Annotated in this window: 19 protein-coding genes; 10 read left to right on the top strand and 9 right to left on the bottom strand. The window is 57.9% G+C overall.

The genetic code is table 11. The features are described 5' to 3' along the window. The first annotated feature begins 1,085 nt into the window (after window positions 1–1,085). From VB780_RS25830 to VB780_RS25820, 3 genes are all read left to right on the top strand, one after another. Window positions 1,086–2,000: a polysaccharide deacetylase family protein gene (locus VB780_RS25830; RefSeq protein WP_323354062.1), complete on the top strand. Its 915-nt coding sequence runs from the start codon at window positions 1,086–1,088 to the stop codon at window positions 1,998–2,000. A 107-nt stretch (window positions 2,001–2,107) separates the two neighbouring features. Continuing rightward, window positions 2,108–2,644 carry a hypothetical protein gene (locus VB780_RS25825; RefSeq protein WP_323354061.1) on the top strand — a complete coding sequence of 179 codons (537 nt, stop codon included), beginning with the start codon at window positions 2,108–2,110 and terminating at the stop codon, window positions 2,642–2,644. A gap of 3 nt (window positions 2,645–2,647) precedes the next feature. Continuing rightward, the gene (locus VB780_RS25820; protein WP_323354060.1) at window positions 2,648–3,754 is read left to right on the top strand and encodes an amidoligase family protein; all 1,107 of its coding nucleotides are present in this window, start codon (window positions 2,648–2,650) and stop codon (window positions 3,752–3,754) included. Between the two features lie 124 nt (window positions 3,755–3,878). Here VB780_RS25820 and VB780_RS25815 read toward each other — a convergent pair whose 3' ends face one another. The 6 genes from VB780_RS25815 to VB780_RS25790 form a co-directional block, all read right to left on the bottom strand. Then, window positions 3,879–4,343 (bottom strand): WGxxGxxG family protein, encoded by a 465-nt coding sequence (locus tag VB780_RS25815; protein WP_323354059.1) that lies wholly within the window; start codon window positions 4,341–4,343, stop codon window positions 3,879–3,881. A 333-nt stretch (window positions 4,344–4,676) separates the two neighbouring features. Further along, window positions 4,677–7,214, bottom strand: coding sequence for an ATP-dependent DNA helicase RecG (gene recG, locus VB780_RS25810; RefSeq protein WP_323354058.1), 2,538 nt, complete (start codon window positions 7,212–7,214; stop codon window positions 4,677–4,679). Between the two features lie 18 nt (window positions 7,215–7,232). After that, complete coding sequence (locus tag VB780_RS25805) at window positions 7,233–8,447, bottom strand: hypothetical protein (protein WP_323354057.1); 1,215 nt, start codon at window positions 8,445–8,447, stop codon at window positions 7,233–7,235. Between the two features lie 149 nt (window positions 8,448–8,596). After that, the gene (gene tsf / locus VB780_RS25800; RefSeq protein ID WP_323354056.1) at window positions 8,597–9,334 is read right to left on the bottom strand and encodes a translation elongation factor Ts; all 738 of its coding nucleotides are present in this window, start codon (window positions 9,332–9,334) and stop codon (window positions 8,597–8,599) included. 192 nt (window positions 9,335–9,526) lie between these two features. After that, the gene (gene rpsB, locus VB780_RS25795) at window positions 9,527–10,306 is read right to left on the bottom strand and encodes a 30S ribosomal protein S2 (RefSeq protein ID WP_323354055.1); all 780 of its coding nucleotides are present in this window, start codon (window positions 10,304–10,306) and stop codon (window positions 9,527–9,529) included. A 171-nt stretch (window positions 10,307–10,477) separates the two neighbouring features. Continuing rightward, on the bottom strand, window positions 10,478–11,905 hold the full coding sequence (locus tag VB780_RS25790) for an NADP-dependent isocitrate dehydrogenase (protein ID WP_323354054.1): 1,428 nt from the start codon (window positions 11,903–11,905) through the stop codon (window positions 10,478–10,480). A gap of 262 nt (window positions 11,906–12,167) precedes the next feature. On the opposite strand from VB780_RS25790, the gene VB780_RS25785 reads away from it, so the two are divergent. The 5 genes from VB780_RS25785 to VB780_RS25765 all read left to right on the top strand — a co-directional run bounded on the left by VB780_RS25785 (window position 12,168) and on the right by VB780_RS25765 (window position 15,024). Then, window positions 12,168–12,809, top strand: coding sequence for a response regulator transcription factor (locus VB780_RS25785; protein ID WP_323354053.1), 642 nt, complete (start codon window positions 12,168–12,170; stop codon window positions 12,807–12,809). 113 nt (window positions 12,810–12,922) lie between these two features. Next, on the top strand, window positions 12,923–13,627 hold the full coding sequence (locus VB780_RS25780; RefSeq protein ID WP_323354052.1) for a GUN4 N-terminal ARM-like repeat domain-containing protein: 705 nt from the start codon (window positions 12,923–12,925) through the stop codon (window positions 13,625–13,627). 2 nt (window positions 13,628–13,629) lie between these two features. Then, on the top strand, window positions 13,630–13,770 hold the full coding sequence (locus VB780_RS25775; RefSeq protein ID WP_071527445.1) for a DUF2256 domain-containing protein: 141 nt from the start codon (window positions 13,630–13,632) through the stop codon (window positions 13,768–13,770). Window positions 13,771–13,924: 154 nt separating this feature from the next. Next, a complete protein-coding gene (locus VB780_RS25770) occupies window positions 13,925–14,887 on the top strand; it encodes an isoaspartyl peptidase/L-asparaginase (RefSeq protein WP_323354051.1) in 963 nt (320 codons plus the stop codon). Then, window positions 14,884–15,024, top strand: a complete 141-nt coding sequence (locus tag VB780_RS25765; RefSeq protein ID WP_323354050.1) for a hypothetical protein — start codon at window positions 14,884–14,886, stop codon at window positions 15,022–15,024. The genes VB780_RS25770 and VB780_RS25765 overlap by 4 nt, the downstream gene beginning before the upstream one ends. Before the next feature lie 476 nt (window positions 15,025–15,500). Here the strand turns inward: VB780_RS25765 and VB780_RS25760 are convergent, their stop codons facing one another. Beyond that, window positions 15,501–15,956, bottom strand: a complete 456-nt coding sequence (locus VB780_RS25760; RefSeq protein ID WP_073611197.1) for a hypothetical protein — start codon at window positions 15,954–15,956, stop codon at window positions 15,501–15,503. Between the two features lie 232 nt (window positions 15,957–16,188). Between VB780_RS25760 and cobS the strand changes: the two genes are divergently transcribed. After that, window positions 16,189–16,983: an adenosylcobinamide-GDP ribazoletransferase gene (gene cobS, locus VB780_RS25755; protein ID WP_323354049.1), complete on the top strand. Its 795-nt coding sequence runs from the start codon at window positions 16,189–16,191 to the stop codon at window positions 16,981–16,983. 402 nt (window positions 16,984–17,385) lie between these two features. Continuing rightward, window positions 17,386–19,197 (top strand): DUF4394 domain-containing protein, encoded by a 1,812-nt coding sequence (locus tag VB780_RS25750; RefSeq protein WP_323354048.1) that lies wholly within the window; start codon window positions 17,386–17,388, stop codon window positions 19,195–19,197. A 97-nt stretch (window positions 19,198–19,294) separates the two neighbouring features. Here VB780_RS25750 and VB780_RS25745 read toward each other — a convergent pair whose 3' ends face one another. Next, window positions 19,295–19,927: a hypothetical protein gene (locus VB780_RS25745; protein WP_323354047.1), complete on the bottom strand. Its 633-nt coding sequence runs from the start codon at window positions 19,925–19,927 to the stop codon at window positions 19,295–19,297. A gap of 132 nt (window positions 19,928–20,059) precedes the next feature. Next, window positions 20,060–20,752 carry a GerMN domain-containing protein gene (locus VB780_RS25740; RefSeq protein ID WP_323354046.1) on the bottom strand — a complete coding sequence of 231 codons (693 nt, stop codon included), beginning with the start codon at window positions 20,750–20,752 and terminating at the stop codon, window positions 20,060–20,062. Between the last annotated feature and the right edge of the window lie 37 nt (window positions 20,753–20,789).

Raw genomic sequence — 20,789 nt, 5'->3', positions numbered from 1 at the left:
GTGTTTATTTACTGTTGTCAAGGCGCGCATTTAAGATCATAGCTGTCTGAGATTTTTTCTGGAGATTAAACAGGCCAAAATTCCCACTGTCTGCCCAGAGACCTGGGGTATGGGTGAGGTTTAAAGACCTCGACACAATGGCTCTATGGGTCATCCAAAGATGAGTTCCAGTGGCTTGATCAGGGAGATCATCCGCAGTTCATTACCAGGAAGCTCGCCATAGTCATTGTGAGGCATTGTTGTACATCTCCTGAGGGGTTGGTTTTGGGTTGTACATCTCCTGAGGGGTTGGTTTTGGGGTAGATTCTGCCCGGCGATCGCAGCCAAACATCAAGAGTTTTAGGTTGTTTTTGAGCCGCGATCGCCAGCTTTGCCTTTCTAAAAAAGAACGTACATTGCTGCACGACGACCATCTGTGCCTTCAGTTCCGTACCTCGCAGATGTTGTGGAACATAACCGTACCATCGGCGAGCATTCTACTCGGTCAATTTTGGCTTGGCCACTTTAGATATAGTTGCCTGCGATCAAAAATCGACAATCTGAAGCCCACAACTGCCTTACAGCTGCGAGACAGCGGCAGATTTTCACCAATCTTTCCCCGTTTCCTCCAGTGGCTGATTCTCGCTGAAACCGATAAGCGGTTTACATGGTAACACTCGCCCAGGTACAGGGGGCGATCGCTGCCGCCAAATGAGTTTGGGCTGATTCCTTGGAACCAGCCCAGAGCAGTTGCCCCAGGCAGGAGGGCTACACCCTGCGGACTTAACCGCCAACTCCGCTATCTAATCGCTGATGGAATCAATCGTTCAACTGGGTTCCATCTCGCTGTCGTTGGGGGTCTTGTCTAGGGTTTTAATCCTAACCAAGGCGCATCTTTGACCCTGGCGAGTTAGTGCCGTCAAAAAGCTCTAAAGGGCTGCTTCCACAGCTTTTTCGGCTTGCTTAAGAGGCCCTTGATTCCCAGTGGCAGCCTGTTTGATGGCTAGGACGGCGGCGGCAGCGATAGGATCGGCGGCAGTTGATAATGCTCTGACCTTAACAGTGGGCGGTTTCTGCTACCCTTCCAATCGTGCCCTGCCTTGACTTTGGGAGACTATGCCTTGCCGCTGACCCACCACGGACGCTACAACTACTCGGCTATTACCCAGCGGCCCGACTATCGCTGGCCCGGCGGGCGACGGCTGGCCGTTTACATTGCCCTCAACCTGGAGCATTTTGCCTTTGGTGAAGGCTTGGGGGCCGAACTGGCCCCCGGCGGCCCTCAGCCCGATGTGCTGAACTACGCCTGGCGCGACTACGGCAACCGGGTGGGCGTCTGGCGACTGCTGGAGCTGTTTGATCAGCTAGAGTTGCCGGTGGCGCTGCTGGTGAATTCGGCGATCTACGACTACTGCCCAGCGGTGGTGGCGGCCTTTCGCGATCGCCGCGACGAGATTGTCGCCCATGGCCGCACCAACTCCGAACGCCAGAGCACCTTGAGCGAGGCCGATGAGGCCGCCCTGATCGCTGAAACCACGCAGACCATGACAGAGCAGGAAGGGCAGCCGCCCCAGGGCTGGCTCGGTCCCTGGATTGCCCAAAGTCCCGTCACCCCCGACCTGCTCCAAGAGGCGGGCTACACCTACCTGCTCGACTGGTGTCAAGACGATCAGCCTATTTGGTTTGAGACCCGGCGCGGCCGCATTCTCTCAGTGCCCTATCCCCAAGAAATTAACGATATACCGGCCATTGCTGTGCGCCGGGTGAGCGCCAAAGACTTTGCCGAGATGATCATCGACAACTTCGATGAAATGCTAGAGCAGTCTCACCAGCAGCCCTTGGTGTACGGCATTGCCCTGCACCCTTACATTGTGGGGCAGCCCTTTCGGCTGCGGCACCTGCGCCGAGCGCTGCAACACATTGCCACTGTGGCCAGCAATCAGCCCAATCGGGTGTGGCTAACCCATCCCGGTGCGATCGCCGCCCACATCCATAGCGGTTTAGCCGACATCATCCCCTAGCAGCGCTTCCCCCACGTCGTTTGATGAAGGGTGGCGCAGCATTCGTTACAAACCCCCGAAAAGCCCAGCACTCCCGCCTATGATGGAGCAAAATTGGCTTAAATCTTATGAAACACTCTAAAACGCTCTATCTATCTGTCCTGCTGGCGATCGCCACCATTCTCACCACCAGCAGCGCCTTTGCCGCCGCCCCCACTGGCCAACGCGGGGTGCTCAGCGCTAGGCCCGGGACAGCACTCAAGTGTGACGAGAGCGAAATTAGCCAAAATTACGCCCAGGCCGAGCTAGACACCTTTTTTAGCAGCGGCTACAGCTACTGGGATGCCGCTCAGCTAGCCAGCTATTGGGGCCAAGATGTTGATGAAGCCAAGGCCCGCATGGGCAGCAAAATTCTGTGGGGGCCTGCCGATGTCGCCCTGCTGGAGCAGTTTTTGCTCGATGCCCGCCTAGAGTCGCTTCAGTCGGTGAATGACCTGCGCTTCTACGGCGAAAGCCGCTACACCTACGATGATGCCGCCGTACTGGCCGAGTTTTGGGGCGATGCCACCCCCTACGACGCCAAGCTCCGCATTGAGCGCAACTTGATTATGGGCAACGCCGACGAGGTTGACTACGCCCTGGAGCTGGCTGCACCCGAGCCCTAGGCTATGACCCTAGCGGGCAGAGTTGGTTTAGAAATTGAGCTAATGGCTCCCAGGGGGGCTAGCCGCCAAACATTGGCTGAGGCGATCGCCTCAGCCCACGAGGGCAGCGTCAGCCGCATATTCTATCCCCAGTCAGAGCACAGCCAGATTGTCGGCACCCCGGTGCTAGAGAACCTCACCCTGGGGTTTGAGGTGCGCGATGCCCAGCACCGGGCGATCGTCTGGTGCGTTGATGACTTGACCCTGCAAGCTGACTGCGATCGCGCCCGCCCACCCCAGCCCGGTTGGTACCGCATCGTCGGCGACGATATTCGGTTTATGCAGATCATTGGCCGTCTCACCGATGCCAACCTGCCCCTGGCCGAGGTGTTGCAGCCGGTCGCCAAGACCCTGGGCCTAGAGTTGCAGCAGGGGCCTCAGGGCATGGTCAAGCTGGCCGACGACCTGGGGCCACCCATTGCCATTGCCACCACCTTACCCGGCGAGCGAGAACGCCCCTGCGAACTGATTACCCCACCCTTAACCTATGCTCAGCTGCCCCAGCTAGAGGCCTACCTTGAGGTTGCCCGTCGGCTCAACTTCTATGCTCCGGTGGAAGGAGCCACCCACCTGCATTTTGACGCGGCTCCCCTCTGTTCTGCCCCTGCTATGCGCAATCTGGTGAACCTGCTGTGGGCCTATGGCCCTACCCTAAAATGGCTGTTGGGCAGCAACCCTCACTGCCAGCGTTTGGGGTTGTGGCCCCCAGAACTGCTGACCCTGGTGCGAGAACCAGGCTGGGGCAATCTGCCTTGGGATCAAGCGAGAGAGCAGCTCAAAGCGATTCCTCTCACCAAGTACTGCGACTTTAACCTCAAAAATATTGTCTACTCTCTCCGCCACAAGCACACCTTTGAGGTTCGCATTTTGCCGGTGCATCTGACTCTGCCACCGCTCTTAGAGGCGATTGATCTAATGGCCGACCTGGTGAACCGAGCCCTCGACCCAGCGCCCGTGCTGCCCCATGAACCCTGGCCAGTGGGGGCAGACAGCGTTAACGCCCTGCGTCATGAGCTGCCGCTATCTCAGGGGATGCTCCGGCGCGATCGCGCCCTACCTAAGCCAACCTGAATCAAGGTCAGCGGAAAGCCTGCCAAGTTGCCAATTCTTTTTCCCGGCATCCACACACAAAAAAGGGATGCTCAATAGCACCCCTTTTCGAGTAGTCAGGCTAACTTGCGCTAAACCCCTATCCCTAAATGCGGGGATCGGCAGAGGTGGGGGTGGTAACGCGATCGCCAGTGCGATAAGCCGGTGCCGAAGCCCGGCTGCGCCCAGCCAAGCCGCCCAAACCCAGCAGCCCCAAAAGGCCAAGCCAACCCCAGCTCAACCCGTCGTCCTCAGTGGTGGTCGTAGTTGCATTAGGTGCCACCGGGTCGGCGTAGGTCTCGTTAGGCACGGTTGCATCCGGAGCGACTGGGGCAGATGGGTCAACGGTGCCCGGAGCGGCTGGGGTTACTGGGTCAGAGTAGGTTTCATCCGGAACAGTTGAATCGGGCAAATTACCTTCGGGAAGGGTTGGGTTAACCGTTCCGGGGGCGGTAGGGGGCACAGAGTCCGTCGCTGTCTGGGCAGAGGCCGGTAGTGTAGACGGCAAAACTGCTAAGCCCAGCGCCAGTGCGCTGCCGCCAACCCATTTCGACACAACATTGCTTTTCATAGGTCAAATTCCTAAAAACAATTAGCACCTGATCTACCTATGGCATCTAGACCTTGAAAAAACACCACAATTCAGGACGCCACCGTAAATCTTTGTGCCTACAGACTAAAGAGTTTATGCCCCAGTGTTATTCATCCTTGGTTAGATGTTTGACGTTTCAGCAGAATGAGACTTTAGGCATATGCTGTGAGCTGTGTAGCGCCTTAAGTGTAGTAATGTTTCATACTAAATCCCGAATGAATACCCCCGATTTGTAGGGGCGTAGCATGCTACGCCCCTACAGGGTTCCTGATCATGAATTGGGGTTTACCAAATCGGATTTCGTATCACCTCTTAGGTCATGATTGTGCCGCCCATCAGCTTTTCGTAGCGACGCTGAAGTTCCTTCGCCAGTTTGGGCCAGCGGGCTAGTTGTGGATCTTCCTTCAGCATGGCTTCTGCCGCCTCGCGGGCCAGCATGAGCACGTCCTGGTCTTCGATTAGGCTGGCTAGGGCAAAGTCGGGCAGGCCGGACTGGCGGGTGCCCAGCACCTCCCCAGGGCCGCGAAAGCGCAGGTCCATCTCGGCGATAAAGAAGCCGTCTTGGGATTGCTCTAGCACTTTGAGGCGCTGAATGGCATTTTCGCTACGGCTGCTGCTGAGCAGTAGGCAGAAGGATTGCGCGGCACCGCGCCCGACGCGGCCTCGGAGCTGGTGGAGCTGGGAGAGCCCAAAGCGCTCGGCATGCTCAATCAGCATTACCGAAGCGTTGGGTACGTCTACCCCCACTTCTACCACCGTGGTCGATACCAGAATGTGGGACTCCTGATTGCGGAAAGTGGTGATGGCGGCGTCTTTTTCGGCGGAAGACATGCGACCGTGGAGTAGGCCAACGGTAAATTCTGGAAAGATCACCTCCGCTAGCCGCTGGTGCTCCTCCACGGCGGATTTAAGATCGAGTTTTTCGGATTCTTCGACTAAGGGAAGCACCACATAGACCTGGCGACCCTGGGCAATTTCGCGCCGGATCAGGTCGTAAGCGTGGGTGCGCTCTTTATTTGTCAGCAGGGTAGTTTGAATCGCTTTGCGCCCCGGCGGCAGCTCGTCGATCTGGCTCACATCTAGGTCGCCGTGCATGGTCAGCGTCAGCGTGCGGGGAATGGGGGTGGCGGTAAGGGTCAGTACGTGGGGGTTTGCGCCTTTTTGGGTCAGCCTGGCCCGCTGCTGCACGCCAAAGCGGTGCTGCTCGTCGATTACCACCAGGCCCAGGTCGCGAAACTGCACCGGGTCTTCGATCAGGGCGTGGGTGCCAACGAGGATCTTGAGTTCGGCGGTGGCCAGTTCGCCCAGCATTTTGCGGCGTTTGGCGGCGCGAGTGGAGCCGGTGAGCAGTTCGACGGGCAGGTGGAGCTGGTTAAACCACTCCACCAGTTTGCGGTAGTGCTGTTCGGCGAGCACTTCGGTGGGGGCCATTAGGGCGGCCTGGTAGCCCGATTGAATGGCCGCCAAAATAGCGACAACTGCGACGACGGTCTTACCGGAGCCGACATCCCCCTGCACCAGACGGTTCATGGGGATGGATTTTTGCAGATCAGCGAGAATGTCGTTGACCACCCGCTGCTGGGCACCAGTCAGGCTGAAGGGAATAATGCCGTAGAACTGGTCGATTAGCTCCCCGGTGGGGGCGAGGGCGATCGCGGTTTGTTGAGCCTGCTGCTGCTGGCGGCGGCGCAGGAGACCCAGCTGAAGGTAGAGAAATTCGTCGAAGACCAGGCGGCGGCGAGCTTTGGCCAGATTCTCTTCGTCGTCGGGAAAGTGGATTTGGGCGATCGCATCCTCCACCTTCGCCAGCTCATACCGCTGCAGTAGATCCACCGGCAGGGGATCTTGCAGTTCGGGCACCGCCGGTAGGGACGCGGCGACAGCTTTGCGCACCAGATCCGCCGCGACGCCCTCGGTGAGGGAATACACCGGTACCATGCGGCCAATGGTGAGCGATTCAATGCGATCGCCCAAACTGTCCAGCACCTCCAGGTGCGGATCTTCCAGCGTCACCCCAAACTTACCCTGCTTCACCAGGCCCGAGGCGGCGACGACCGCCCCCTGGGGATACTGGCGCTTTTGCTGCTGCTGCCAGCCGGGGGTAGCGTAGCGGTTGCCGGGGTAGAAGCGGTTGAGCTTGAGGGTGCCGCTGCCGTCAGACAGCTGAAGCTCAAAGATGGTGAGCTTTTTATTGCGGGGGCTGGTGAAGCAGTTGACCCGCTTGACGGTACCGACAATGGTGACGGTTTCACCGGGCTCTAGGTCACGAATTTTGACCTGCTGGGCGTAGTTGATGTGGTCGCGGGGGTAGTAGTAGAGCACATCCTGCACGGTGAACAGCCCCAGTTTGGCCAGGCGTTCACTGTTTTTTGGCCCAATGCCCTTCAGGTAGGTGACTGGCTGATCGAGGCCAAAGCGAAAGCTGCCCGTCCCGGTTGCCTCTGCCAGCTGAGTGGTCTTAGGCGCAGCTTTGGCCTTGCGGGGTGTCTTAGCAGACTTGGATTCTCCAGCGTCTGGGGCAGCACTTTCTCGAGTACGGAGGGATTTGGTTTCGGCAAATTTTTCTAGCAGGCGCTGGGTGCCGTGGAGAAAGCGGCGGGTTTCGGCCACCAGGTGCTGGCGCTGGGCAAAGCTGAGGTCGATGTAGCCGTCGTACTTTTGGGCCAGGCTCTGCCAGGATTGTTGCTGATCGCCAGGGAGAATGGCTGGAGGCTGTTGCAGGCTATCGCGCAGAAATTCACTGAAGCTCTGCTGTTTGCCCACCAGATTGTTAAAGCCGGTTTCGGCCTCGACTGAGAGGGCTCGCTGGAGCCGCACCCAATCGGGTAGGGAGGTCTGTGCTTCTGTCATGGCTTCTTCCCCAGAGCCCTACCGGGAGGAGTCGTCAGACCAGACCGATCGCCAGGCTTGCTCGGCCTGGGCGATCGCCAGCTCGCGTTCGGCCCGCTGGTACTGTTTGCCCAGCTTGCGCAGCCGGCCCACAGCAGTGCGCAGCTTGCTGCGCCACAGGGCGGTCTGCACATCCCCAAATTCCAGATCGCTCAAGCGCAGCTGAATGGCGGCCAGATGGGTCATGCTGCTCTCTAGAGCCTCGTCGTCATCCTCTAAGTCATCAGTTTCGCCTTCGTCGTCCGTTTCCTGGCGGTCAAACTGGGCGGGCATATCGCCAGCCATTGCCACCAGCACGTTGAGCACATTGGGTACGGCGCGCCCTTTGGGAATGGCCATATCGGCATCGGCGGCGGCCTCCAGTACAGGCTCGGGTAGGTCAGGAATCACCTGGGCCTTACGCAGCAGTCGGTTGGCCTTTCTAGAAACTCGCTGGAGGACGTCGCGAATGCGCTGCTCCAAAATTAAGTGGTGTTTGGCAACCAGGGTGGGCGTCAGCGGGTCGCCGGTAAAGGGGCGATCGCTAAACCGATCCTCTATATCGCCGGAGATAGCGGCCATGATGACAGACTGCATAATCTGCTGAGGGTTTAGAGCCGGGGCTGCGCTATCGGCATTGTCAGAGGAAGATGCGTCTGCTAAGGATAGCGGCAGGGCTTCGAGGGATTCGGCAGCCGGGTTGGCGTCAAAATCGGCTGCGATCGCGTCCTCAGAGCCTTCCTCAATCGCCTCAAGATCTGGCTCCTCGGCACTGTCTTCCGGAGCACTGTCTTCTGGGGTAATAGCCTCTGGCTCCGAAGGCGCATCGTCAGAGGACTCTTCAGCCTCTGTCGAGGGCTGGGCCAGAGCCACCAGGGCCGCCTCTAGGCGATTGAGGTCGGTGGGGTCGAGGTTGGGTTCGGCCAGGGGCGGGTCAGCCTCCATCAGCTGCTGTAGCCAGTCTTGGGCTTTGTGGCCCAGGGTTTGCAGGCTCTGCTGAAGTCGGCCGCGATCGCTCACCGCCAGCGTCAAAAATTCTTCGGGATAGACCTGGGTGCAGAGGTGATAGGCCGCCATAATCACCTGCCGCCGCAGGGTCTGCCCCAGCACCGTGAGATACGTGGCATAGACTTGGCTAAACTCGTCGGCCAGGACGGCGGTGGCACCCTCTAGCCCTTTGAGATCTTTGCGAATGCTTTCAACTGGCCTTACCATGCCTCTCTGCCCATGCCATACCTGATTATAGGGAAATATTGAAAGCGGGGGCGCGATACCTGCACCCCCGCTATCGGTGGCTAAGGGCCGGTCTGCGACCACTGCTAACTCAGCCGTTAGCCCCTAGCCTGAAGCTGGCTTATCCAGCCTTACTTCTTCTTCTTGCCCTTTTCTTTTTTAGGTGCAGACTCCGCCTTCGGCTCGGCTGCGGCTGCGGGCTCCTCTTTCTTATTGAGACCGGCCTGAGCCGCGACTTCTTCAGCGAAGTTGCTCTCTTCTTTCTCAATGCCCTCACCCAGCACAAACCGCGCGAAGCGGCGCACCTGAATGTTTTCGCCCAGCTTAGAAACGGCTTGCTTGATCAGCTCTTCCACCGAGATATTTTGATCTTTGATGAAGGGCTGATCCATCAGAGATAGTTCTTTCAGGCGCTTTTGAATGCGGCCTTCCACAATCTTCTCGCGCATCGCTTCGGGCTTGTTGGCGATGTCATCGCGCCCCATCTCGATGGATTTTTCTTTCTCAGATACTTCAGCCGGAATGTCGCTGACGCGTACGTACTCTACGTTGGGGCAAGCCACGATTTGCATAGCTACGTCGCGCACTAGACTCTTAAATTCGTCTCGGCGAGCGACAAAATCTGTTTCACAGTTGATCTCTACGAGCACGCCGACGCGATCGCCCGTGTGAATGTAGCTGCCAATAATGCCCTCAGCCGCAACGCGACCCTCTTTCTTAGAGGCCGAAGCAATGCCCTTTTGGCGCAACCACTCGATCGACTTCTCGATATCGCCGTCGTTTTCTTTAAGGGCTTTTTTGCAATCCATCATGCCCGCGCCAGTCTTGTCGCGCAGGTCTTTAACGAGCTTTGCAGAAATGTCTGCCATGGTGATTTACCGTCCTAACGCGCTATCGTCAAACTCAATACAAACTTAAAGGGAAACGCCCTAGTTAAGCTTAAACCCCAGGGGCCACCCTCGCTAAGGCAACCGCTGGGCAAAGGCAGAATATTCTGCCTTTGCCCAGGGAAACCTAGATGTTCAAATCCCTATCCAGTGGGAGAGCGAAGTGACTAGACTCTAGTCGTCGCTATCGGCAGCGGGGGCGTCGTAGCCATACTCGTCGTCTTCGCCACCGTCGTAGTCTTCGTAGTCGTCATCGCCACCACGGCCCTTGGCACCGTTTGAGCCTTCGTAGATAGCGTCGGCCAGCTTGCCGAGAATCAGCTTGATCGAGCGAATGGCGTCGTCGTTACCGGGGATGGGCACATCCACCAGGTCAGGGTCGCAGTTGGTATCCAGCAGCGAAATGATCGGAATGCCCAGCTTGTGACACTCTGACACGGCGTTGTACTCGCGCTTGATATCAACGATGATGGCGACATCGGGCACCTTGCGCATGGTTTTAATGCCACCCAGGTACTTTTGCAGCTTCTCTAGCTCGCGGCGCAGCACGGCGGCCTCTTTTTTGGGGCGCAGGTCAATGGCCCCTAGCTCTTCCATGCGCTCTAGCTCTTTGAGGCGGTTGGCGCGAGACCTAATGGTTTCCCAGTTGGTCAGCATGCCGCCCAGCCAGCGCTGGTTGACGTAGTGGGAGCCACAGCGGGCAGATTCTTGGGCCACAATGCCAGCGGCCTGGCGCTTGGTGCCAATGAACAGAAACTTCTGGCCCTGCTCTGCCGCCGTGCGGACAAATTTGTAGGCTTCTTCCATCAGCTGGGCGGTCTGCACCAGGTCAATGATGTGAACGCCGTTGCGGGAGGTGAAGATGTACTGATCCATCTTGGGGTTCCAGCGGCGGGTTTGGTGGCCGAAGTGAACCCCAGATTCTAGTAGCTCAGGGAGAGTAATAACGGGCATTTGGTTTTGACTCCTTTCGGGTTAATCCTCCATTCGAACGTGCTCTCAGCTAAGAGAGACCCGAAAATTCGAATGTGTGGTTTTTTGACAACTTTACTAGGGTATCACAAAAGAGTTTGGGGTTTTAGATTCAAGAGCTATACCTGAAACCCCAAACCTCAGTTTCATTGGCTAGTCATCAAAGTGCTTGACGATCGCCTCGGCAAACTCCGAGCACTTCAGCGGTGGATTGACCGGGGGCTCCATCATGCGGGCGAGGTCGTAGGTGACTTCGCGGGTGGCGATCGCTGCCCCCATGCCTTTCTTAATTAAATCCGCCGCCTCTTGCCAGCCCATGTATTCCAGCATCATGACGCCGGAGAGGATGACCGAGCCGGGGTTAATGCGGTCTAAACCCGCATGCTTGGGTGCCGTACCGTGGGTGGCTTCAAACACCGCGCAGGTGTCGCCAATGTTGGCCCCTGGCCCCATGCCCAGGCCGCCGACGATCGCCGCTGCCGCATCCGAGAGATAGTCTCCGTTCAGGTTCATAGTGGCGAGAATCGAGTACTCGTCGGGCCGGGTCTGAATCTGCTGGAAGATGCTGTCGGCGATGCGATCGTTCACCATGATCTTGTCCTTCCACTGACCGCTGCCGTGGCTATCCCAGATAGCGGCGAGAATACCCTCTACCTCGGTGTGGATAGCGGCTTTTTTCTCTGGAGTCAGGGCATCGTAGCCGGGTTCGATTTGGCGGGCATTCTCTTCGGTGGAAAGGTCAGGATTGGCCTCTTTATTGCCCAAAATCCAGGATTCTCGCTCGGTAACGCAGTCGGCACGAAATTCTGAGGTGGCCAGTTCGTAACCCCAGTCGCGGAAGGCCCCCTCGGTGTACTTCATGATGTTGCCTTTGTGCACCAGGGTGACCTGCTGTTTGTCTTTGGGCAGGCGCAGGGCGTGCTTCATGGCGCGGCGCACTAGGCGCTGGCTGCCGGTTTTGCTGATCGGTTTGATGCCAATACCTGCGTCGAGGGGAATCTGCTTCTTGCCATGCTCTGGGGTAGCGGGGATCAGCTCGGTGTTGAGGTACTTGATCAACTGGTCGCAGATTGGGTCGCCCTGCTTCCATTCGATGCCTAGGTAAATGTCCTCGGTGTTTTCTCTATAGATAATGACGTCGAGCTTTTCGGGGCTGCGGTGGGGGGAGGGGGTGCCGGCGTAGTACTTGCAGGGTCGCACGCAGGCATAGAGGTCGTTGATCTGCCGCAGGGCCACGTTGAGGGATCGAATGCCGCCGCCGACTGGGGTGGTGAGTGGCCCCTTGATCGCTACGCCGAATTCTTCGATCGCCTTGAGGGTGTCGTCGGGCAGGTATTGGTAGGTGCCGTACTGCTCGCAGGCTTCGTCGCCCGCGTAGACCTTAAACCAGACAATCTCGCGCTTGCCGCCGTAGGCCGCGGCCACCGCCGCATCAAACACTCGCTGGGCGGCGGGCCAAATGTCTACCCCCGTTCCATCGCCACGGATGTAGGGAATGATAGGCGTATCTGGCACAACGGGTTCGCCATCTTTGAAGGTGATGCGTTCGCCTACTGCCGGGGGAGTGATCCGTTCGTACATCGCAAATTGCCCGCAAACGACAAAACATCCCATAGTCTAATGCGCTTTAACCCACAATTTTGCTCGTTTAGCAACGATTTAGATCTGGGTGTAAACAGTCTGGAGAGTCGTAGGCCCTTAGCTCTCTCTCGGCAACGAGATGCCAATCCTTTGATGCAGCCGTTGTGGGCGGCGGTGGCGGTGACGCTACAGCTTGCTGTCGCTTCGCTTTAAAACCCATGCCCTCAGCCCTAGTCTGACTTGCCGTTGAGATCTTGAATGTATGAACACGGTTCTAATTGTTGATGACGATCCCGTCCTGCAAATGGCGTTGACCCGACGCCTGGAGGCTCAGGGTTTTGAGGTGATGAGCGCGACCTCAGGCCAAGAGGCGCTAGAGCTGTTGGGCAACAAACCCGCCGATGTGGTGGTGTCAGATGTGATGATGCCGGGCATGAATGGGTTCGAATTTTGCTATCACCTGCGCTCTAGCCCCGCCGGAGAAATGGTGCCGTTTATCTTTCTTTCAAGTCTGGGGGAGCTGACTAACCGAGTGCAGGGCCACCTGCTGGGGGCCGACGATTACTTGGTAAAGCCCTTCTCGGCCCAAGAGCTAATTGCCAAGGTGAAGGGGGCGATCGCGCGATCGCAGCGCCTCCACAGCGCCCTAGAGCGCATGCTCGAACAGTCAACCCTCCAGCCCAATCCCCTACCCCTCACCCCCGCTGAAGAGCGGGTGTTTTGGGAGGTTGTTCAAGGCTTCACCAACAAGCAGATTGGCGAACACCTCTTTCTCAGCCCGCGCACAGTACAAACCCATCTCAGCAACATGCTGGCCAAGCTCAACCTAGAGAACCGTTCGCAGATCGTGCGCTTTGCCTTTGAGCAAGGGTATCGGATGCCAGAGGAGTCGGGGAAAGGGTAGGGGATGTCGTTGGGCAGATGCACCCGCTCACCCAACTCGCTCACTCACTCCCTACTTCACCTCCCTGCCCAACACGTTCTATCATTGAGAACGGGCTCTCTCTTGCGGTATCTATGGTTTCGGACATCGACACACTGGTGGATTTGCGCGCTCAGCTGCGGGGCGATTCGCTTAAAAAACAGCTCTCGGCGGTGCATGAGCTACTGGCTCTGGGGCAGGCGGGGCTTGAGGCATTGACCGCTACCCTCGTAGAGCGCAAAGACGAGCAACCGACAATTTTAGACGGCAAGATTTTTCAGGTGCTCTACGCTACGGGGCAGGACGATCTGCGCGGGTTGCTGACCCAGCACTGGCCCCAGGGGCGACTAGAAATGCCCTCGGCCCAAGGCGTAGACTATGGGCCGCTGCAAGACCTGCTGATTCAGCAGGATTTTGAAGCGGCCGATCGGCTGACCCTGGCAAAGCTGTGTGAGCTGGCGGGGCCGACGGCGGTAAAGCGCAAGTGGGTGTACTTTACCGAGGTAGAGCAGTTTCCGGTAGTCGATTTGCATACTATCGATCGCCTGTGGCTAGATTACTCTGAGGGCAAATTTGGCTTCTCGGTACAGCGCCGTATCTGGCTCAGTCTGGGCAAAAATTGGGATAAATTTTGGCCCCGTATTGCCTGGAAAGACGACAATATTTGGACGCGCTACCCCGGCGGTTTTATCTGGGATTTGAGCGCTCCCGATGGTCACCTACCCCTGTCAAACCAGCTGCGCGGCGTGCGCATGATGGCTTCGCTGCTGACGCACCCGGCCTGGAGTGAGGAGGGGTAACGGTGCCGAAGCAGCGCGCTAAAGCCGACCTGCCGACGAAGGTTTGCCCGGTGTGTCAGCGCCCTTTTACCTGGCGCAAAAAGTGGGCCGACTGCTGGGATGAGGTGAAGTATTGCAGCGATCGCTGCCGTCGTCGCCGCTAGCAGCTGACGTTCCAACCGTCTTTGTTTCTGGCTAGGCTCCGGGATGGGCTCTCTGGGGAGATCAGCGCTCTGAGTTTGCTGTGCGATCGCCACTGCTACAGTTACCCAGCGATCGAGCCCTTAAGATAGGGAAGCATTCTCAAGGACAGCTGCCATGACTCAGGGTGTACCCAAGGTAATCATTCATGGAGGAGCCGGTAGCTCAGTGGGCCATCAGGAAAGACTGCTGACCCTGCGGGAGGATATGCACAGTATTGTCGGCCAGGTCTACAGCAAGGCTGAAACCGGGGCTAGCGCCCGCGATTGCGTCGTGCTGGGATGCCAGCTGATGGAAGATTCGCCCCACTTCAATGCGGGCTATGGCTCGGTACTGCAATCTGACGGTCAGGTGCGCATGAGCGCGGGCCTGATGGATGGCGACGCCCAGCGGTTTAGCGGCATTATCAACGTGTCGCGGGTGCGGCACCCGATTGATCTGGCGGCCTACCTGCAACCCGCCGCCGATCGCGTGCTGTCTGACCTGGGCGCGGCTGAGCTGGCCCGAGAGATGGGTATAGTGCCCTTCGATCCGGTGACCGATGTGCGCCTCAAAGAATGGATGCGGGAGCGGGCCAACAACTTTCAAAGCGCCATGGCTGGGGTGGTGGCGGAGACGGTGGAGATTCCCGCTGACCCCGAAAGTCGGCGGGGCACCATTGGGGTGGTGGTGCTAGACGCAGAGGGACGGCTGGCGGTCGGTACTTCAACAGGCGGCAAGGGCCTGGAGCGGCTAGGGCGGGTGAGCGACTCGGCTACCCCGGCGGGCAACTACGCCAATGCCTTTGCGGCGGTGAGCTGCACCGGCATTGGCGAAGACATTCTCGACGAATGCCTGGCGGCCCGGATTGTGGTGCGGGTGACCGATGGCCTGGATATTTTGGCGGCATTGGAGAAATCCTTTAGGGAAGCGACGGCGCACGGGCGAGATTTTGGGGCGATCGCTCTCAGCCGCCAGGGCCAAATCGCCTGGGGAAAAACCAGCGATGTGCTCATAGCGGCCTACCATACGGGCGATGGCGTGGGTGATACCCTAGAGCTAGACTTAGGTACCCTAACCGGAGTGGTACAACCGCTATGACTGACCCCAATTCACCTAAGCGCAACCCTTCAGCTTCAGAGAAAAACGTCCTCAAAATCGACGTGCCAACCCTGATGGTGATTTTAACCGTGCTAATTTTGCTGCCCCTGCTAGTAACAGGATTTATCTCTCAATAAAAGTTACATGGTTAGATTTTCGGGAGATGTTGCCATGGCCCAACAGCTCATGGTAGCCATTGAGGAATGCTTAGAACGCAATTCCTTATTGCCAAAGTGGGATATCCCCATTCCCCAATCTCAGGATAATTCTTTCTTTCAGAAAGCTCCTGATCGGTGGAACGTTACCGGGATGAAGGTAGAGCCTTACCCCAGCCTCAAATTTTACAGATTGCTTAACAACTGAGTAAGGCTGTGCGGCGTCATACTGACTCCTGCTTGATTACCCCTGGTTCGACAGGGCGAAGGCCATAGAGCCTCTGGCTCGGCTACGCCTACGACCCTATGAACTGGCCTTTTAGAAACCGGGGCTATGGGATTCCAATTTGGTATTAGGACTTAATTTTGAGATTGTCGTGTTTCAAAAATCTTGCCCAGCAGGAATTTCAGAGATCGTCAACCCCAACTCTTAGTGCTGAAAGAGTACTGAGCCAACTCTACTCTAAGAAATTGCGATCGTCGTCAAGGCAGGCATCCCAGCTAGCGGAGAGGGCGTCGGCGACCATGGCCTCAAAGGCGGCGGTGTTGACCGATCGCGTAATGTGCTCATGCATCGGATCCGACAGGGGAATTAAACGCAGCCGTCGGTTGTCTTGCACCAGGTCAAAATGGTTGCCGTCAGCGTCGGTCTTGCCGATTTCTAAGCAATCAAAACTGTAAACGTTGATATAAAGTGTATGATTAGCCACGAGCGTGGCCTGTTGCCCGTCAGCGAACACCTCCATGACCAACCCTTGGCCCTCTGAGAGCGTGATGCCGTCTTGAAAGTGGCGGTACTGTACCTGACCTAGGTCTTGCAGTAGCCTGAGCATGTCGTTTTTGTTGACAACGACCCCGCTATCGATTAAACAAGGAGCGGGGATGCTCAAATTGCTAGCACGCTCGTGATTCATGGGTTTTTAACCACGCTACGTTGGCGGGTGGAGCAAGGCCCGTGGCGATCGCTCCTGTGGGTCTATATCCACGATACTCGATATCGCTGGGAATGATCTGCCCGGCGATCGTTCAGCTCTGTGGAAAACCCTGAGCTAATTCTGCCAAAGGCCCAACAGCTAAGCATTCCGCCAGAATGCTGAAGTCTCGGTATTTTTGCCCAAATGTTTTCTCCAGCGCAGAGGTGGATCCGTGACCCCATTGCCCCCCGCGCGACCCGGTGAGACTACCCCTCGCCCCGGCTGGTTTGCCCGTCTGGGGGGATCGATTCTCTTCTACACAAAGCTGCCTTTACCTCCAGGTTGGGAGCCACGCTTTGAGGGCATTGCCCCGCTGGCTCCGGTAGTAGGCCTGGGCCTGGGCCTGGGTTTAGTCGCAGTCGATTTGGCCCTGGCTCAGCTGGGTGTGCCAACCCTGACCCGCAGCGCTCTGGTAATCGGCCTCGGGGTGTGGCTGACCGGCGGCCTACACCTGGATGGCGCGATGGATACCGCCGACGGTCTGGCAGTGATGGATCCCCAGCGCCGACTGGCGGTGATGGGCGATAGCCACAGCGGAGCGTTTGGCGTGATGGCGGCGATCGCCATTCTGGGCCTCAAAACCCTGGCTCTGGCGGAGATAGCCACCGGACGCGGCTGGGTGCTGGTGGCGGCGATGGTGTGGGGCCGCTGGGGGCAAGTGGTGGCGATCGCCCGCTACCCCTACCTGCGAGCCGAGGGCAAGGGGGCATTGCATCGAGAGCACATGCGATCGCCCCAGGACTGGCTGTTGGGGTTAGCACTGGCCCTGACGCTGCACGGTGGCTGGGGCTTGATCCATCCCAACCAACTTTGGGCCGTGGGTATCAGCCTGGTTGGTGGCCTGGGCCTGGCGCTGGCTACGGGGGGGTGGCTGCATCACCGTTTAGGAGGCCACACTGGCGACACCTATGGTGCCACCGTAGAGTGGACGGAAACCTTACTGCTGTGTTTGGCTACGCTGGCCTAAGTCTGGGGTTGTCGCCATGTTACGGGGCGCTGCTCAAGTACGACTTAACTCTTCCTTTAGACATAGAAACGTTAGACATAGAAACCGATAGCTGCCGCTCTTCGTACTGAGGGTGGTTCTGGGCAAGTGCTGACCCAATACCCTCTGTCTAGCAAAGTCATGCCTCTGATCATGCCTCTGTGGCAGCCGACTTAGAGCTTTAAAGGCTCTTGACCACATAGCATTTGATTCGGTTGTTACATCGTCAGACTGAGCCTTAATCGGCTGGGTCTCACGTTGTGCTGAGCAGCCTGTGCTGCTCCTCTGACTTTGCTGACATGGCCACAACAGCACCGCGAGATTGCTTAAGGCAATTGAAAGCCCATTCAACGTTCGATGCTGCGTCTACAAACAAGGACATCTATGCAACGTCTTATTGCTCTAACTGACAACAACTCGCTCATTTCTATTGATCCCGAAGACCTCAGCTCGGTGACATCGACCCCAGTCACCGGCATCGACGGCACCCTAATTGGCATTGACACCCGCCCAGCTGACGGGTTGATCTATGGCCTCACCACAGCTAACCAGCTCTACACCCTCAACCCGGATGGGTTCAGCTCCGGCGACTTCAGCGGTCTGTTTACGCTGACCCAAGACGAAGCCGCCGTGCTGCTAGACGACGGCTTTTATCTCAACCTGCACACCGCTGCCTTCGGCGGTGGCGAGCTGCGCGGGCAGCTCGATGTTCATCCAGAAGACGATATCGTTGCCTATGGCCTGCCCCTAGAGGAAGCTCAGCAAGTCGGAGCCATGGCCCCACCAGATGGCCCGGCCATGGGTAGTTTCGATGTGGTCTATGACGACGCCTCCAATACCCTGCGGATCAGCGGCACCTTTAGTGATTTAACCGCAGGGCTCTTGCCCGTTGGTGACACCGATATTGAAGGGAACCCCCAGAGTTCTATTCATCTCCATCGCGGTGCAGCGGGTGAAAATGGCCCCATTGTTCGCAACTTTACGGTGAATGATGACGGTACCTTTGGCGGCACCTTTACCCTGACGGAAGCAGAAGAAGCTCTGCTGCTCGATCAGGCCTTTTACGTTAACCTTCACACCGATAACTTCGGCGGTGGCGAACTGCGTGGGCAGGTAGCTGTGGCAGTAGAAGGCGATGTGGTCGAACTGGGGACTCCTATCGCAGAAGGGCAGCAGGTTGGGGCTGTGGTGCCCGATGGCCCCGCGACTGGCTCCTTTGATGCTGTTTATGACGTTGCTACTGGCCAGCTGGGCGTGGAGGGTACCTTTGCTGGCCTAAGCGCCCCTCTCCTGCCCGTGGGTGCTGTAGATGGCGAGGGCAACCTTCAGAGCGCCATTCACCTGCACCAGGGTATGGCCGGGGAGAATGGCCCTATCGTGCGCAACCTGTCTGCCACTGATGATGTGGCCACCCTCGTTAGCACCCTGTCGGTACCCTTTGAAGGAGGTGTGGTGTCGGGCTTTGACTTCAACCCCGTAGCCGATCGCCTACGGCTGGTGGGCGACAACGACCAAAACTTCCGCATCAACGTGGAGACTGGCGCGGTAATCGAGGACGGCACCCTGGCCTTTGATGTGGCGGATGCCAACGCTGGGGTCAACCCCAACATCACGGCGGCAGCCTATACTAACTCCTTTGACGGCACCACCAGCACAGCGCTGTACAACATCGATCCGCTGCTCGATCAGCTCTTGTTGCAAAGCCCGCCTAACGACGGCACTCTGGTGACGGTCGGCGATCTGGGAGTTGATTTTGACGTGGTCGGCGGGTTCGATATTTTCTCCACCGCAGAGGGGAACAACGCTGCCTTTGCGGTGTCTGATAGCATTCTCTACGCCATCGATCTTGAGACTGGATCCGCCACCAGCCTGGGCACTCTTGGCGCTGGGTCTGGCAATTTGCTGGGTTTTGTGGCTATGGCCAACCCGATGGTGAGCGAGGAACCCGATGACTTGATGAACCCTGGGTATGGTGGTGTGGAACTGCCCCTTCCCGAGGGAATTCCCGGTGGGCCAGCGATAATCGACGGCCTGGGAGACCTGCTAGAGGCTCTGTCTATGTCGCCTCTGGGGATGGACTTGGCGGCACTCGGCTCGACAATCGCTAGTAGCAGTACCGATTTGGCGGCACTGCTGCCTACTGAGGCTGAGGTTAATGCTGCGATCGCCGATCTGTCTGCATCGTTTGGCTTTTAACAGCTGAGACTCAAGTTACAGCGAACTGGGGGCTAAGCAGCGGCGAGGCCCCTAGTTCGCTGGTTCAGCTGTGACATCGCCAGCGCTCACAACCACCCTACCGAATCGCCCCCAGGGTATTTTTCCAGCTCAGCTCTTTGCCCAGCACCATCAGCGCCTTTTGATCGGCCCCGGTGAACAGGCCGCTATCCACTAGCTCAGCCAGCACCTGCTGGGCTAGCTGGGCGGCAAACACCCCCCCTGACCTGAGCAAGTGGCTGTAGTAGCTAAACTGCGTCTGCCCATCCTCGTTGCAGTGGAAACAGTGCACTTGCTCTGGCGTCAGGCCATAGACCGGCGTATTGGCGGGTACCACCACCCGAGGAATACCGTGTTTCCCATGGCGCTGGTTGCCCTTGCCCTCCAGGGTGCCCACCAGCACCACCCCTAGCAACGTGCGGGTCTCCTGCACTAGATCGGGGGTAAATAATGGATCTGGCTCGCTGGAAAGCCGTGGCCCGCTGTTAAAAAACAGCGGGTTGAACAGCTGCGAGTTATACACCAGCCCCACCGCCCAGTGGCGGCTGTCATTGTCAAAGCTGACAAATTGCCCAAAGCCGCAATCTTCAGGAGAGGGCGGCGAACAGACATCCTGGGCATCGTCAACCTGCACCACATAGTCGCAGTGGGAATTTGACTTCACCACTTTGCCGAGACGACAGGGGGGCAGGGCCGTAGAGAACAAATCCATAGGGCACTCTAGGGTGAAACATGGGTACTTATTGTAGACCGTTCCGCCCTGGGTGAGCACCCTGGCTTCGACTCCGCTCAGCGATCGCCACAATTTTGAAAGTCGAGCGGAGTCGAAGCCGCCAGAACGTTCCTACAGCTCAAAGCCTTCGTCAAAATCGCTGCGGGTCATGGGCTGACTCACTTCCAATCCCTCGCCCCCTAGGATGGTCAAGGGCTTGCCATCCACCGAAATCCACACCGGGGCGGCGGGGTCAAAGGCGGTGGCGGTGTAGATCACCTGGCCTAGGCGGCCCATCATTGCCGCGCTGCCGCCGCCGGTTTCAAAGCTGCCCGACAGATCGACGTGCACCCCGTCTGCCTCCACTGAGGCCGCAATCAGCTGGGTCTGTTCGGGAATTGTTGTGAACGCCTGCTGGCTCGGGTCGCCCGACTTCGAGAGCAGGTCATTAAAGACGGCGGTGACTTTCTCTGAAGGGGAGGCATCGGCCGCGACGGTAATGGGCTGGGGCACCAGCGCAAAGCCTGTACCCTCATCTTTTAGCCAGTAGACCTGGCCGGTAACTTCTGCCGGGGCAGGCTGACTGACCGGGTCTTTGGGGGCGGTGTCTTCAACCTTGGATGGCTCGGCGGGGGCGGTGACCTCCGGCACGGTCATGATCGGGTCGGGGTCGATGTCGAGGTTAGGAAACTCTGCCACCGGGGGGGTGGGGTTGAGGGCCCGCCAGGTAAACCACGCCACAGACCCGCCCGAGGCCACTACCAGAGTGGTTAATCCGGCCAAAACGCCGAGGGGAATACGTCTTAGCTTGCTTTTGAGATCCATGGTGGGGGTCCAAATGGGGTCACAACCTTAGCCTAGG

Origin of the sequence: Leptolyngbya sp. CCNP1308 (assembly GCF_034932455.1) — a bacterium.
In the GTDB taxonomy this organism is placed as follows: Bacteria; Cyanobacteriota; Cyanobacteriia; order Phormidesmidales; family Phormidesmidaceae; genus Nodosilinea.
This window is presented reverse-complemented; position numbering and strand designations above follow the sequence as displayed.